General features: G+C 61.7%; 15 protein-coding genes. 12 read left to right on the top strand and 3 right to left on the bottom strand.

The features are described from left to right. Window positions 1-82 precede the first annotated feature (82 nt). Entirely contained in the window at window positions 83-625 is a 543-nt protein-coding gene (locus EN804_RS37735; protein WP_210212297.1) for a hypothetical protein, read from the top strand. Window positions 626-733: 108 nt separating this feature from the next. Beyond that, entirely contained in the window at window positions 734-1,501 is a 768-nt protein-coding gene (locus EN804_RS37730; RefSeq protein ID WP_210235377.1) for a hypothetical protein, read from the top strand. A gap of 166 nt (window positions 1,502-1,667) precedes the next feature. Here EN804_RS37730 and EN804_RS33500 read toward each other — a convergent pair whose 3' ends face one another. After that, window positions 1,668-2,531, bottom strand: coding sequence for a nucleotidyl transferase AbiEii/AbiGii toxin family protein (locus EN804_RS33500; RefSeq protein ID WP_127310331.1), 864 nt, complete (start codon window positions 2,529-2,531; stop codon window positions 1,668-1,670). Continuing rightward, window positions 2,522-3,763, bottom strand: coding sequence for a type IV toxin-antitoxin system AbiEi family antitoxin (locus EN804_RS33495; protein ID WP_127310330.1), 1,242 nt, complete (start codon window positions 3,761-3,763; stop codon window positions 2,522-2,524). The genes EN804_RS33500 and EN804_RS33495 overlap by 10 nt, the downstream gene beginning before the upstream one ends. A 206-nt stretch (window positions 3,764-3,969) precedes the next feature. Between EN804_RS33495 and EN804_RS33490 the strand changes: the two genes are divergently transcribed. Then, on the top strand, window positions 3,970-5,184 hold the full coding sequence (locus tag EN804_RS33490; protein WP_127310329.1) for an NERD domain-containing protein: 1,215 nt from the start codon (window positions 3,970-3,972) through the stop codon (window positions 5,182-5,184). A gap of 42 nt (window positions 5,185-5,226) precedes the next feature. On the opposite strand, the gene EN804_RS33485 is transcribed toward EN804_RS33490, so the two are convergent. Beyond that, window positions 5,227-5,835 (bottom strand): peptidase M41, encoded by a 609-nt coding sequence (locus EN804_RS33485; RefSeq protein WP_127310328.1) that lies wholly within the window; start codon window positions 5,833-5,835, stop codon window positions 5,227-5,229. Window positions 5,836-6,050: 215 nt separating this feature from the next. Between EN804_RS33485 and EN804_RS38890 the strand changes: the two genes are divergently transcribed. From EN804_RS38890 to EN804_RS33440, 9 genes are all read left to right on the top strand, one after another. Further along, window positions 6,051-6,230 carry a lytic transglycosylase domain-containing protein gene (locus EN804_RS38890; RefSeq protein ID WP_348631116.1) on the top strand — a complete coding sequence of 60 codons (180 nt, stop codon included), beginning with the start codon at window positions 6,051-6,053 and terminating at the stop codon, window positions 6,228-6,230. Between the two features lie 322 nt (window positions 6,231-6,552). Continuing rightward, window positions 6,553-7,233: a peptidase C39 family protein gene (locus tag EN804_RS33475; RefSeq protein ID WP_135922209.1), complete on the top strand. Its 681-nt coding sequence runs from the start codon at window positions 6,553-6,555 to the stop codon at window positions 7,231-7,233. A gap of 676 nt (window positions 7,234-7,909) precedes the next feature. Next, the gene (locus EN804_RS33470) at window positions 7,910-8,875 is read left to right on the top strand and encodes a zincin-like metallopeptidase domain-containing protein (protein ID WP_127311954.1); all 966 of its coding nucleotides are present in this window, start codon (window positions 7,910-7,912) and stop codon (window positions 8,873-8,875) included. A 131-nt stretch (window positions 8,876-9,006) separates the two neighbouring features. Next, window positions 9,007-9,426: a DUF2958 domain-containing protein gene (locus EN804_RS33465; RefSeq protein WP_127870809.1), complete on the top strand. Its 420-nt coding sequence runs from the start codon at window positions 9,007-9,009 to the stop codon at window positions 9,424-9,426. 75 nt (window positions 9,427-9,501) lie between these two features. Then, window positions 9,502-11,232, top strand: coding sequence for a ParB/RepB/Spo0J family partition protein (locus EN804_RS33460; protein ID WP_127309129.1), 1,731 nt, complete (start codon window positions 9,502-9,504; stop codon window positions 11,230-11,232). A 531-nt stretch (window positions 11,233-11,763) separates the two neighbouring features. Beyond that, window positions 11,764-12,087, top strand: a complete 324-nt coding sequence (locus EN804_RS33455; RefSeq protein ID WP_127309130.1) for a DUF736 domain-containing protein — start codon at window positions 11,764-11,766, stop codon at window positions 12,085-12,087. 165 nt (window positions 12,088-12,252) lie between these two features. Continuing rightward, window positions 12,253-12,492: a helix-turn-helix domain-containing protein gene (locus EN804_RS33450; protein WP_127309131.1), complete on the top strand. Its 240-nt coding sequence runs from the start codon at window positions 12,253-12,255 to the stop codon at window positions 12,490-12,492. Between the two features lie 278 nt (window positions 12,493-12,770). Beyond that, window positions 12,771-13,034 (top strand): S26 family signal peptidase, encoded by a 264-nt coding sequence (locus tag EN804_RS38355; RefSeq protein WP_245478139.1) that lies wholly within the window; start codon window positions 12,771-12,773, stop codon window positions 13,032-13,034. Beyond that, window positions 13,022-13,615, top strand: coding sequence for a lytic transglycosylase domain-containing protein (locus tag EN804_RS33440; RefSeq protein ID WP_245518380.1), 594 nt, complete (start codon window positions 13,022-13,024; stop codon window positions 13,613-13,615). The genes EN804_RS38355 and EN804_RS33440 overlap by 13 nt, the downstream gene beginning before the upstream one ends. The last annotated feature ends 385 nt before the right edge of the window (window positions 13,616-14,000 follow it).

Below are 14,000 nucleotides of genomic sequence, written 5' to 3'. Positions count from 1 at the left end.
TGAGGGGCCTGTATTGTTGACGCGCCCCCGCCAATCGATGTGAAGCTGGCGCTCTGCAGCTGGGCGTCCGTGACAGGGAGTGGTGAGGCGCAAAATCCCGCAGTGGGAATTTGATTTCTATGCGCTAGCGTTGCCGCGCGGGCATGCCTTTGGCGAGGAGCCACCGGTCGCGGCATGGGGCTCAAATGACGGAAATGGATGTGGCATTGTCACGCATAACCCCGAGAGCGATTCATTCCACGTCATCGTCATGCGACGGCGAGTGGATTCCGTTTGGACGGTTACCAAGCGCGCCGATGGATTCGCCACGATAGACGCGGCAGCCACGGCCCTTGAGCCCGAGCTTGCCGACGGGTTGGCGCTTGAGCCATTGCCGCCCGGCGTCCCTATGCAAGCGCCACTTTTCGATCTCGCCGGCCGCGAGCCAAGCGAGGTGTTTTGGATGTTGGGGATGGAAACCCATCAACCGGCGGCCTGGGCGTTGAACCAGCTGTATCTTGCGCTGCCGAGACCCGACCGCAATTGGGTGAGCGATTGCCAGACAACCAACTTCCATACCCGGCTGTGGGAAGCGCAGCTTCTCGCGTCTTCGCGAGCAGGGTCTGCTTGTCGAGCAGCCCTTTGAATCGCCGGATTTCCGCATTGAGAACCGGCTTGGCGGTGAAGCATGGTGGAGGCAGTTACGGCCAATCCTGCTGTGCCGTACAATCACGTCAACGCCGCCTTTGCGGACATGCCGACCAATCGCGAGGAAGTCTTCTTCGGCGCGGCGGCGTTGCGCTTCGCCAAAACGATCGGCAACAAACTTGCACGGCGGTACGACCAGCTTCCACATGCCAACGGCAAGCCGTTCATCCTGGCCGTTGCCGACTTCCAGGCATCCGGCTCGATGATGTGGAGCCGCGAAGGCTTGATCGGCTACCTGCTTGGTTCGGGAGCGACGGTCGCGGAGGTCGACGGCCGGCCGCAGGCTGTGCCGATGCCGGCCGAACATTTGCTGGGACCCGCGCGATTTCCCGCGGGATTGTTCGCCAACGATGAGCATGCCGAGCTATCCGCTGTGATTTTCACGAATGCCTGCTCGATGGCCAAACTCAATCGCGTGGCCATCTCTGGCGGTGGCGCGCCTGCCGGTCATCGCTACACCCGCATCGGCAATTTCTTCGACCGAACACCCGGCGCATTGAAGGGTATTCCATTTTGTCTCGACATCACGAGTGCCGACTATCGCGGGCTCTGGCCGCATGGCTACGAGCCATGGACGGCGGAGATGGAAGTCTTCCACAACCCCTTTGCGCGCCACCCGGTCTCCGTCGATCTCCTGCCCGAGGCGACCCATTGGTTCAGACAGGGCGGTGAATGGATCTGCAGTTCTGTCTACGAAGCTTCGATCCTGTGGTCGCAGACCCTGATTACCAGTTCCGATAAGACGGCGCCCTCGCTGGATGATTTCCTCAACAATGCCGCCCGCGACTCGAGAATGGATAGCCCTGAGGCATGATCCACGAGAGCCGCCGCTTAAAAATTTCTGGTCACGAGACGTTGTCGACCCTTGTGACCCATCCGCAAGATCAAGATGAAGACATGCGACTTTCGATAAGCAGGCGTTCCCGTTACGACAGGAACCGTCGATTATCGGTGTCCGGAAGCGGATCGGAAGGCCACACCTAGTCAGCCAGCCCGAGCGCCGCCATCCAGGCATGCACCTGTCCGAAGGCATCTGTTTGCCACTGCGCTGGCGTGCGATCACCGATATGCGGCGTTCCTTCCACAAACTGGCGCACCCACACCGGTCCTATCATATCCTCTTTCGCGAACTTCTCCGCGATCCCCAGATAGCCCTCACGCGCATCCTTGATGTCAAGCAGTGGGCGACAGACCTCAGCGAGCGCCTCGGGACCGCCTTCGTAATTGCGGATGCAGTAATAAACGTCGTAGGCATCCTTGCGCTTCTGGCGCCGCATCAGTGCCTGGCCTTTCATCGCCAGCAGCGCCGGGATGGAGGCAACGGCAATCTTCACCCGGTTATGTCCGCCGCCCGGCATCGTGCCTTCAATCGCCGTCAGTTGGTGAAAGCGCACGGCCAGTTCCGCACCGGACGCGCGTTGCACTGCAAATTCCGATAGGAGAGGGGGAATGTTCTTCTCGATCTCAGCGTCACGCGGCATCAGGAAGTCGACGATCACGTCGACGGGTGGCCCACCGTCGGCCACTTCAATCGTGCGAACAAGCTGGAACCGTCGGTGCTCCGCGCTCTGCGAATAGCCATTGCCTATGAGGGCCTCGACCAGCCGAACATATTCGCCATCGCCAAGCGCCTCCGCATCCAGCGTCAGATCAATGTCGATCGTGCCCACATGCTGCATGTCGTCGGCCTCCAGAAGCAGCCACGGTACGGCTCCACCGACAACAGCGAACTTGCCCTCGAAACTGCCAAGGATCTGTCCGATCTCCATAAGCGCGGATTTGACCGCAGCGCTGACGCGGTCGGTATAGTCGGCGGCGGATTGTGGATCGGGCGCTAATGCCATTTGAGCAACTTTTCTCTTAGATGTTCGGCGGCCTCACGCCCACGGTCGTCGAGATGCGAGAGGTCAAGATAGGTAAGGATCGGGGACGAGACTGGCGGTCCGCCGGGAACCTCGACGCGCTCCTTCAGGATGGCTGGATCATCCGGTTCTATCACTTCGACATTGGCGCCGCTCTTCGATGGCTTCAACTTGAGCGCCTCGATCAGTTCCGGCATGGCCGCCGTGTCGGCATAGAGAGTCGTCAAGTTGCCGCGCATATAAGGCGCAAGCCACTGTGCTGCTGAAAGACCGCCAAGCATGGCATGTCCGTCCGTCTCGCGCCGGCTCAACGTTTCGCGAAGCGCTTCGTCCAACTGGCGCCCGTGAAGGATAGTGTACCAGGACGAACGCTTGCCTCGAACCGGCTCGTAGGAATCGCGCCAGGCATCCAGCATAGCGTCCGGCGCGGTCAGGTGAAGGCCTTCGTCATCCACTGCGGCCCATTCCCTGTCGCGCAGCGCCGACCGCACATTGCTGGCATGGCCGAGGCTGACATCCGCTGCTTCGGCGAGGTCGGCCACCTTCCAGGGCCTTTTGGGATCGCGCAAAAGCGTACGCAGGACCTGCCCCGCCTTCGGTGAGAAGACGGCGCGAAAGTTTCGCGCCGCCGGCTTCGGTTTGTCGGCTGTCTCCCGCTCGATAAAGACGTTGTCGAAAGCGATCCGGCAGTTGCCGGCAAGGTCGAGCCAGCCCATCCTCGCATTCGCGCAGATGTTGCGCGACTCGGGAGAGAGCCATGACGCGGCGACCAGAGGAACGACGACGTCGGAATGCGCCAGAGTCTGATACCGCGCCATACAGGCATAAAGCTGATCGATCGCGCCTCGGACCTGCCGCGGGTATCCCGGCTCTTTCACCTCGCACATCAGCGTGATGACGCGATCCGCCATTTTGACACGGGCAAGAATGTCAGCGCCGGCCATCGGCATATTGGGGCCGGTTCGCAGGTCCCATTCTTGGTCGATGGACTGGATTTTGAGCGAGGGAATCCGTTCCAGCTGCTGACGCAATGCGTCAGCGACTTGGCTTTCGATCTCTTTCACTCGTTCATAGGTTTTCATTGTGAAATGAAATAGCCTAGTTTGGTGAAATTGGCAACTGATTTCACCGCAATCTGCTATTTCACTTTGTAGTGAAGCATGGTGTATTAGTGAAATCCGCTGCGCTTCGAGCCAGTCGGACCTGCTCGGCATTCAGCGTTCCAAGCGCGTGATGCACTTCACGGCACGGGCGTCAACGACAACCTTGCCGATAAGGCCAGGAAGCTCGGCATCCCGGTCTGGAAATTCGGCGGCGCGTAAGCACCACCATCGCACGAGGCAATTGTGTTCGCGATGAACAACCGTCAAATTCGAGCGCAGTAAACTCGGAACCGCGTCGCGCAAATTTGAGAAACCACGTGCTTACCATCACTCATCCGGAATTACTTGGCGGTCTTGTGAACTTTCCCGGTGGGCTGTTCCCAATACGCATTCCAGGCGAGAGCGCTTTGCGCTTGATCATCAAATGCCCAAAGGAGTGGATTCTCGCCGCCAAGCTAAATCGCGGCTTTCGCATCTATGTTGCGCCGTTGATGGCCAACGGCCGGAAATCATGCGGAATGGTATCTGCATTCTTCGATGATGCCGATGAGCCGCTCACTCTATGGACAGCGCTCTTTGATGATGAATTCACGGCCGAGATTCAGGAGTTTTTTGCCTCGGATAAACTGAGCGTGCACATGTTCGATGAGCATAATCGAGAACTGCTTGGATACAGCGCGACGAACGATGAGGCCGCACGATTTAAAGCAAGCATGAGCGCGATGGCCTTTGCTCCGTTCTCGGTCGAGCTAGCTCGCGATATCCATGACCAACTGCCCGAGTGGTTCGGGCTCCGGACCGCCAAAGACGATGACGAGGCCTATGCAATCTGCTTCGGCGAACCGCTGTTCCCCGATGACATGTACATCCAAGACGTTCGGCCGGACGTGAACGCATATCACGGCGCAAAGACGCCGATGCACACGATGCTGGAACGCGAGGATGCCGGGCACTTCAATGAGCTTGATATCGTCTATGCGATGCAACGCATCTTCCAGAGCGACGATATCTACCTGAACCCGATTCGCCACGATGATGGAAAAGAATTCCTGGACGTCTTGCTGATCACGCCGAACACGGTCTTCCTCGTCCAAGCCAAGGACAGCCCTAATACGGAGAAGGTCTTGCTTCGCTCGATCGGCCGAAAGAAGTCTACGGTCGTCGGACATCTCAAAAAAGCTGTCGACCAGATGCGTGGTTCAATCGGCTACGCCCGATCATGCGTTCCACTAAAATTCAGAACGGGCAAGAGCTATCACGAGATCGACTTGGGCGATCGTGATCTCGTTGGCTTGATTGTTGTCAAGGAGCTGTTCAATTCCGAATATTCAGTCTACAGCCCAGCTGTCCTCGGCTTGTTCAACGAGACAGCCGTTCCGTGCTTCGTGTTGGATTATCCCGAGCTGCATTCCTACACTCATCACCTCGCTGATGAAGCGGCCTTTATTAGCGCGCTCAATCAGGTGTTCACGGTTGCCATCGAGCGCGGGGAGTTTCCGAGGCTTCGGTTCGGCCTTAACCCGCCTGGCTGACGGGCCGAGGCTCCCGTTACATTTATGTCGCTAGAGCCTGGATCAATCTTGGCCTATAGGGTCGGCTTTGGTCGTGTCGCCAATCGGGATCGGTTCAACCACTGATATATTCTGCACGGCAGGCAGCCCTTCCAGATATGGAGCGTCCAGCGTCACATGCTCCTTTATCACCTGGATGCGATCAGCAAGGTTGCCCGCCAGGCCGACAATTGTGTCGGCGTGCAGTTCGACGAGTTCAACTGCCCTACCGAACAATTGGCGATCTAACTCATCAAGCTCGGATTGCGTCGTGCCTTCGTCGCTGACGTCGGTCCCGGCCCGCGTGATATTTCTCAGGATCTGGATCAGCTCGCGGGCTTTCGCGTGATCCTGCTCTGCGCCTTGGCCAGGATTGCGGATGATTTCAATCGCCCTCTCGACGGCAACGGCGCGCGTCGGCGCGCCGCCGCCTGGAAGTGTTTCTGCGGCGCTGCCGGCGTAAAGCACGACCACGCGTCGCGCGATGTAACTGGCCAGCAGTTCGATCGTGCCGGTCTGCTCCGGAAGTGCAATCGCGGCCATTCCACGGTGGCCGTCGAACGGCCCAGTCAGCTCAATCGAAACATCGCCAGTACGGAAACCCATCGCCCGCGCCACCACATAATGCCCCATTTCGAGCCGCCTCAGCGGATCCGGGCTGCTTTCCGCGGCCCGACGGAGGGGCTCTCCTTCTCCTTACTGGCCTTGCCATCGCGAGCGTCACGCCCTCGATCTCGGTAGCACAGGTCACGCCAGTCGCACGCCCTTCACCGCGCGATGCCTATGCCGATCACATTGCCGAGGCGTCACGCCGCTTCGGCGTTCCGATCGCAACGATCAGGGCGGTGATGCGTGCGGAAAGCGCCGGAGAACCGCGCGCGGTCTCCTCGGCCGGGGCGATGAGCCTGATGCAGATCATGCCCGCGACGTGGGCCCCTATATCGCGAAGGTCCAGCGAATCGGGCAAGCGTGCGGCCACAGCTCGACCGGCCAGCCCTCCAACCAGCGGCAGTCGGCCTCGGTCGTAGGCAGAACCGACCTTTTTGGCAGTATGGAACCAACCAGGAAGCATTGTGGGAAGAGCTGAATAGGAGGCTGAGGGCCGCTGATAACCAGAGACCTCCCCATACCCGATCCCTATATCGGGACGATCCAGCGGATCGGGGGAGCGTGCGGCCACAGCTCCAGCGGCATGCGCGGGTCCAGTAAGTGATCAAGCCGAAGCGGGTCCATGCTCGGTTTCAGATCAGAGACTAGCGCGAACGTCATCCTGGTCCCCATCGTGATGATTGCTACGCCGCGCAGGCAAAACAGACCCCCACCGTCTCTGTCTCCGGCGGGAAGGCAGGGGTGGAACGCACCAGCCCGCGGGCAGATAGGATTGGGGAACTTGTAGCCTGGCAGGAGGAATTGCGATGGCGGCGAAGTTACTGGCCACAGACCACAGATTTCACGTGCGGACCAAGCTGCCTGCTCATGGCAGCGCAACTTCTCGGGGTTAAGGGGCAGCCAGGGTGCAGCCCTGAAGGCCTCGGCTTGGCCGCTTTGCGCCTGGGGCTCGAAACCACGATCTATCAGTATGATGCGCTGGAACTGCTGCAAGATGAGTGTGAGGCTGTCGAGCACAAGCTCATCATGCGCGCCGTTGTGGAGAGCGATCGAGTGCATTTCCTGCAGGCCGGCGGCGAAATGAAGTTGGCGTTGCCTGGGGAAGAGGATCTGCGGCGACACATGGCGAGGGGCAATGTACTTTTATGCCTCGTTAAGGAGCTCGAGGACGATGGCAGCTTGGCGCTGCATTGGGTGGTCCTGGCCGACATTGGTGTCAGAAGCGTGCTCGTCCTTGACCCCTGGAACCAAGACACACCAGATCCCGTGCGGCTGGAGCGTTTCTCTATAAAAGACTTCTTGGGGCGGATAAGCCACGGAGGCGAAAGGCGCGGGGCGGTCCTGGCATTGGGCAAGCGGAGGGCTCAACTAGCACCCGCCTGTCTGGAAAACAGCGGCTCATCGGAATCGAACCTACTCTAGGTTAGATCAACAGGCCCTGCCGCTGGTCTTTCGGACACGAGGTTATATTGCAAGCCAGCATGGCGCTCGATGCGGCGAACCCAGCGATCGCTGCATGCATCACGTTTCCGGGCCGCGGTGGCGTCATGGCCTCGCTCGGACCGGTCCCGCGTAAGGCCCCGACCTGGCCAGACACCTCATGACACGCCGCGCACCGGCACGCTCGCACTGTTACGTCAACGAGGCTCTTCGAAATCGATCCTTGCGAGCTCCTCGCTCAACGACGTCGGTCTCCTGACCGCTAGGCCATCTGGCTCATCAGGGTGCCTGTGCGCCAAATGGCGCACACCGGGTGCTCGTGAACCGAGCCCGCTCATCTTCGGCAGGCTCAGGCGGTCTCGGCCATACGGCTTCGCCCCCTGGCGCATGCAGCCCGTGCGGGCTGTGACGGTCGCCGCCCTTGCGGGCGACGCTGTCTTTTTGGGGTGGCCTTCCCGGCGGCGCGGTGTGGGCGGCTCTCCCTTCTAGGCCCGCCGCGGCGCCCCGCAACCCTCCGCTTCCCGCTCCGGGTCCTCCACTTCGTTCCGGTCCTGCGGATGCCGGCCGCCTCTGACGGCGAGCCTTTCCGGTCGTTTTTCGCCGCCCACCCCGCTTCCGGGGAAGGGGCGCAGCGAGATTTTCGAGCGGAGGTCAAGTCATGCGCAGAACCGGCAAGCGCGGTGCTCGTGGAGAAGTGCTAGCCAAGAGCGGCGAGCCGCCGAGGGCCAGCCTCTATACGGAAATCACAGATCGGATCATCGCCGATCTGGAGCGGGGTTGCGTGCCATGGGTGAAGCCTTGGGGCAGGGCCAAGGCATCCCTTGGCCTGCCGAAGAATGCCGTCACCGGGCGCAGCTATTCCGGCATCAATATCCTGATCCTGTGGGGCGCGGTGATCGAGCGCGGCTATGCCGGCCAGTACTGGCTCACCTTCTGGCAGGCGCTTTGGCTTGGCGGCAATGTCAGGAAGGGCGAGCACGGCACGACCATCGTGCATGCCGACCGCTTTATCCCGAAGGACGAGAAGGAGCGCGCCAGAGAAGAAGAGGCCGAGCCTCGGGCGGTTCCCTTCCTCAAGCGCTTCACCATCTTCAATGTCGCGCAGTGTGATGGCCTACCCGAGCACCTTTACGGCCAGCCTGAGCCGCTGCCCGAGCGCGCGATCATCCCGCAGGCGGAGGCGCTCATTCGTGCGTCTGGCGCGGATATTCGCATAGGTGGCGATCGCGCTTTCTACATGCCGGTTCGCGATTTCATCCAGCTGCCGCCGCAGCCCGCGTTCCTTGATCAGATCAATTATTACCGCACGGCCCTGCATGAATTGGGCCACTGGACCGGGCATCCCACCCGGCTTGCGCGCGACTTCTCCGGCTCGTTCGGCACCAAGGCTTATGCCCGCGAGGAACTGGTGGCCGAGCTGACAGCTGCCTTCACCTGCTCCACGCTTGGCATCGAGCCCACCGTGCGCCATGCCGACTATATCGCTTCGTGGCTCTCGGTGCTGCGCGAGGACAACCGCGCCATTTTCCGCGCCGCCAGCCTTGCCTCGAAAGCCGCCAATTTCCTGCTCGCCTTCGGCGCCGACGCAGCGGACGCGGCAGACTCTGGGGAGATCGCGGCATGACCGCGCGCTACGCAAAAGCCGATCGATATCGGTCTCTTCGATGGTGAGGCGGACAAGCGGAAGGTCCAGTGAACCTTCCTCCCGCCGAACGCCCGCAATCAACCCGACCTGTTCTGAGAAGGAGCTTCGCCATGATCCTGATAACCCAAGACCTGCGCGCCCGGCTGCTCGCCAATGGTGCAGCCCATACCGAAACCGATCATGTCCCGGTCGTGAAATTGTTCAATCCGGTCGGCGCCGCGACCTGGCTTTTGACCGAACTCGACGCCGATGGCGATACGCTGTTCGGCCTTTGCGATCTCGGTTTCGGCTTCCCGGAACTCGGCAGCGTCAGCCTTGCCGAGCTTCAAGCCGTGAAAGGGCCGCTTGGTCTCGGCATCGAGCGCGACCTCTTTTTTCACGCGCGGTTTCCGCTCTCGGTTTATGCCGAAGCCGCGCGCCTTGCCGGCCACATCACCGAGGCCGAGCGGCTTTTGCGCCAGGCCGCCGCCGGCCTTTCGATCCCCCTTCCCGAACTTCCGCCCGACATGGCGGAACGATCGCGCCGATAGGCGCAAAACCGCCCGCCGCTCGGCCTGCGGCCTCGCGGTCAGGGCGATTTCAACCAGTGTAAAGGAGACGGAACCATGCAGCTTGCCCATGTCGCAATCGACCATTTGAATATCTCTGCCGCCAACATGCGGCATTCCAGACGAGCGCCGGATATCTCCGATATCCTGCCGTCCGTGAGGGCGCGCGGCGTGCTCGTGCCGCTTCTGGTGCGGCCCAACGGGTCGCCCGGCAGCTTCGAGATCGTCGCCGGGCGGCGGCGATACTTTGCCGCAAAGACCGTCGCCGACGAGCGCGGTGAGACGGAGCCCTTGCCATGCGCCATCATGGAAGATGGCGACGATGCCGGCGCGCTCGAAGCCTCGCTGATCGAGAACATCGCCCGGCTCGACCCCGACGAGGTTTCGCAATGGGAGACCTTCACCCGGTTGATCAAGGAAGGGCGCGGTGTCGCCGATATTGCCACTACCTTTGGACTGACCGAACATCAGGTGAGGCGCATCCTGGCGCTTGGCGATCTTCTGCCGAAGATTCGCGAAGCCTATCGCCGCGAGGAAATCGACACCGAGACCGTACGCCATCTCACCATGGCTTCGAAGGCACAGCAAAAGGACTGGCTGGCGCTCTACGCGGATCCAGATCAGCGCGCGCCGCGCGGCTGGCAATTGAAGCAATGGCTGTTCGGCGGCCAGTCGATCTCGACCAAGGTGGCGCTGTTCGCCATCGAGGATTATGGCGGACTGGTCGTGTCCGATCTATTCGGCGAGGACAGCTATTTTGCCGATGCCGACCTGTTTTGGCAAAGGCAGAACGAGGCGATTGCCGCCAGACGCGGCGCCTACATTGAAGCCGGTTGGCTCGAAGTGATCGTGCTCGAACCGGGGCAGTATTTCCACTCATGGGACTATGAAAAGACGCCGAAGAAGAAGGGCGGCAAGGTCATTGTCACCGTCTCGCACCGTGGCGCGGCCGAGTTTCATGAAGGCTACCTGTCGCGCAAGGAAGCCTGCCGCGCCCGCTCCGGCGGCGAGGATGGCGAGGATGTCGAAACGCCTGCCAAGCCGTCGCGTCCCGAACTCAGCGGGCCGATGCAGAACTATGTCGATCTGCATCGCCACGCCGCTGCGCGCACGACATTGTTGGACCATCCGGCTGTCGCCCTGCGCCTGATGCTGGCGCATGCCATTGCCGGTTCGAGCCTCTGGCAGGTTCGCCTTGAAGCGCAGCGCGCAGCCAACGAGGCAGTGGCGGCAAGCATCGCCGCAAGCAAGACCGAAGCGGCCTTCGCCGAGAAGCGGCGCGAGGTTTTGGCGCCGCTTGGGCAAGCTGACGATGACACCAGCATCGCCGGCGGCAACGGCGAGGACTTTACCACTACCAGCGTGTTCGCCCGGTTGCTTACGCTTGGCGATGACGATGTCGCGCGCGTTCTGGCCATCGTCATGGCCGAGACGCTCGCCGCCGGCAGCGCCATCGTCGAGGCGCTCGGCAATCATCTGAATGTCGATATGCGCAGCTGTTGGCAGCCGGACGATGCCTTCTTCGAGCTGCTGCGCGACCGCGAAGTCGCGAACGCCATGCTTGCCGACATTGCCGGCAAACAGGTCGCTGAGGGCAATGTTTCGGAGAAGGTGAAGACGCAAAAGAAGATCATGCGCGACGTCCTTGCAGGCGAAAACGGCAGGCAGAAAGTCGGCGATTGGCTGCCGCGCTGGATGACATTCCCGGTTGCGAGCTACACCGATCGCGGCGGTTTTCGCACTGTGGACCAGTGGTCGAAGGTCCAGTCCCTGTTCGTGTCTGAATGATCCTTGGGGCGTGGCGACGGCAGCGATTGGGCTGCCGCCGCTCGGCCGTCTGCCGGGAGGCAGTGGCGCTGAGCTTCTCCTCGCAGACCACTGCGCATCTCCGTTCCCGGTGCCATGTCCCCCGCGAAATGACTGCTGGCAGACAGGTCGATTTGTCCGTTTTAGGCGCGTACCGGATCGGAACGATGGCGCCGGCGCGGCGTCGAAGCGTCCGCATTTCGCTAACCGCCTGACCGACTTGGTGTCGCAGCGACCGCGTATATGGCCTGTCCTGAGGCGCTCTGCGAAGACCATTCCCCTGCCGCTGGCTTGATGACCTATGAGCGGATCCGTCCCGCCCGAAACCCTCGCCGTCAACTTTTTTCCCCGCCGCCTGCGGCGGCTTCCTCGCGCCGCTTCGCTTCAAAAAAGCCGTCCGCTCGGATCCTCCGCTGACGCTCCGGCCCAAGGGGGTTCGGGCGGGCCGGACGCGCCCATCACGGTCCGCCATCGCAGGGGAATGGTCCCCGGCGAGCACCAAAGGAGACTAGCATGACCGCGATCGGATACGTCACCAAGCAGGATAACGGCGGCTACAAGGGCCAGCTCAGGACACTCAGCGTCCGCGCCGACATCGACATCGTCCCCAACCAGGCCAAGAGCGCCGAAAATCACCCCGACTTCCGGGTGCTGACACAGGGCGTCGAGGTGGGCGCCGGCTGGGTCCGGATCGGCGAGGCCTCCGGCAAGGACTATGTCAGCCTGTCGATTGCCGCACCCGAGTTTGGGCCCCGCAAGCTCTACGCCAATCTCGGTCGCGCCGCCGGCCAGGATGACGACGACAGCTTCGCCATCATCTGGAACCCGGTCGACTGACCGGCCTCTGAAGCCCTCGCGCCGCCGGCGCGGGGGCTTCTTCCAACCCCAGCACCGTCTGCCCAGGGGGCGGCGAAAACTCCCAACCGACTCTTCGCCCGTCCCGCAAACGCCCTCGCTCGCCGATCCTCGCCGTCATCTTCAGTTGGCGAAACGAGGACCATCATGGACGACGAAAACGACCGCGCTGCCCGCGCCAAGAAGGGCAGTCCGTTCCTCAACACCGCGCAGGCAGCTTTCTATATCGGCCTCTCCCAGCGCACCCTCGAAAAGATGCGCACGCAGCGCCTCGGCCCGCAGTTCCGCAAGCACGGCCGCTATGTCCGCTACCACATCGACGAACTCGACGAGTGGTCGAAAGGGCGCCAGCAGGAAGCAGGCTCCAAGGATGGAGGCCGCTCATGAAGACGCTGGCATCCATCCATTTGATCGGCTCTCGCCTGCGGCGCATTCGGGCACGAAAGACAATCGCTGTCGCTGCAATCGGACTGGGCCTGATCGGTCACGGGCCTCGCCAATCCATCGCCCTGGCTGGTCTGGAACGCCTCGACCAGCGCGCCGGTCGGGCTCTACCGTGTCGCTGGAGGAGCCCCCGCACGCGGTGATCTGGTCCTCGTCCGCGCGCCCGATCCATCGCCGACCTTGCCGCCGAACGCGGCTACCTTCCCCGCAGCGTGCCGTTGGTGAAGCGCCTTGTCGCTCTTCCCGGCGAGCATGTCTGTGCCTTCAACGAGGCGATCATCATTGGCGGCGAGATCGTCGCGAGCCGGCTGGCGACCGATACGCAGGGCCGTGCATTGCCTTGGTGGAGCGGCTGCCGTGCGCTCTCGCAAAACGAATTCTTTTTGCTCAATCGCGAGGCCCCACGCTCCTTCGACAGCCGCTATTTCGGGCCGGTTCCGGCCAAAAACATCATCGGGAGGCTCGTGCCGCTATGGACCGAATGACCCTCCTGGTGCTGGGCATGGTCGCCATTGGCCCATGCGCCTGTTCCGCCTCGACCGGCGCTGAGCCGGTCGCCATCTCCCATAGTCCGCAGCTTCGAAAGTGGCAGGTGTTCGTCTCGGAAGCAAGCCGGCGCTTTCGTCTTCCTCAGACCTGGATCTACGCTGTCATCGATGCTGAAAGTCGTGGCAAAACCATGCTCGATGGCCGCCCGATCACCTCGCGCGCGGGCGCAATGGGCCTCATGCAGGTGATGGCCAAAACCTATGAGGAGATGCGGATCGAGCACGGTCTGGGCTTCGACCCATACGACCCGCGCGACAACATTCTGCCGGAACCGCCTATCTCCGCACCATGTATGACCGCTTCGGATATCCCGGCCTGTTCGCTGCCTTACAATGCTGGACCCGATCGCTACGACGACCATTTGCAGCGTGGACGGCCGTTGCCGACCGAGACGGTCGGCTATCTGGAAAAGCTCGATGCGGCCGGGATTTCAGCCGCCGACATGGAGCAGTTCGGGGGCAATCCCCCGGCCGCGAAGACTCCGAATCGCCTTCCGGACGGTCGCTGTTTTTCTTGAGAGATGGCGTTTCCGCCAGAAATCCGAACGGCGACATTCTGGTGCCGCTCGGTTCCGGACGGATCGGATCGACGGTGCCGGGCGCGAAGTGAAAGCGCTAGGCGTTCCTGGCTGCGCGGGGTGCTGATTTCTCGATCTGGAAGGGGCTGAGGATTGGGTCGGCGTAAGGCAAGATAAAGGTACCGCCTCCAGGAGGCGGTTAAATCTTTGTCTGCACATCGTTTTTCCGGGAGGCTGCCGCCGGTGCCAAGAGGGTTGGACGTGTAAGTGTCTGATTTTGCTTGATATGTCTGGGAGGCTCGCATTAAGGATGACGAGTTCAGGCCGAAGCTCGGCAAAATCGGGTCGCGCGGCTCGAAGGCCGGCAAACGCTATGCCGGCCAGG

Origin of the sequence: Mesorhizobium sp. M8A.F.Ca.ET.161.01.1.1 (assembly GCF_004792105.1) — a bacterium.
GTDB lineage: Bacteria > Pseudomonadota > Alphaproteobacteria > Rhizobiales > Rhizobiaceae > Mesorhizobium.
The sequence above is the reverse complement of the archived record's forward strand: the minus strand, read 5'-3'. Positions and strand labels throughout refer to the sequence as shown.

Bases quoted from the DNA above. Each gene is read 5' to 3' on its own strand.
- EN804_RS37730 (WP_210235377.1), top strand. From the start codon at position 734: ATGCCGACCAATCGCGAGGAAGTCTTCTTCGGCGCGGCGGCGTTGCGC.
- EN804_RS33500 (WP_127310331.1), bottom strand. From the start codon at position 2,531: ATGGCATTAGCGCCCGATCCACAATCCGCCGCCGACTATACCGACCGC.
- EN804_RS33495 (WP_127310330.1), bottom strand. From the start codon at position 3,763: ATGCCGAGCAGGTCCGACTGGCTCGAAGCGCAGCGGATTTCACTAATA.
- EN804_RS33485 (WP_127310328.1), bottom strand. From the start codon at position 5,835: ATGGGGCATTATGTGGTGGCGCGGGCGATGGGTTTCCGTACTGGCGAT.
- EN804_RS38890 (WP_348631116.1), top strand. From the start codon at position 6,051: ATGCGTGCGGAAAGCGCCGGAGAACCGCGCGCGGTCTCCTCGGCCGGG.
- EN804_RS33470 (WP_127311954.1), top strand. From the start codon at position 7,910: ATGCGCAGAACCGGCAAGCGCGGTGCTCGTGGAGAAGTGCTAGCCAAG.
- EN804_RS33465 (WP_127870809.1), top strand. From the start codon at position 9,007: ATGATCCTGATAACCCAAGACCTGCGCGCCCGGCTGCTCGCCAATGGT.
- EN804_RS33460 (WP_127309129.1), top strand. From the start codon at position 9,502: ATGCAGCTTGCCCATGTCGCAATCGACCATTTGAATATCTCTGCCGCC.
- EN804_RS33455 (WP_127309130.1), top strand. From the start codon at position 11,764: ATGACCGCGATCGGATACGTCACCAAGCAGGATAACGGCGGCTACAAG.
- EN804_RS33450 (WP_127309131.1), top strand. From the start codon at position 12,253: ATGGACGACGAAAACGACCGCGCTGCCCGCGCCAAGAAGGGCAGTCCG.
- EN804_RS33440 (WP_245518380.1), top strand. From the start codon at position 13,022: ATGGACCGAATGACCCTCCTGGTGCTGGGCATGGTCGCCATTGGCCCA.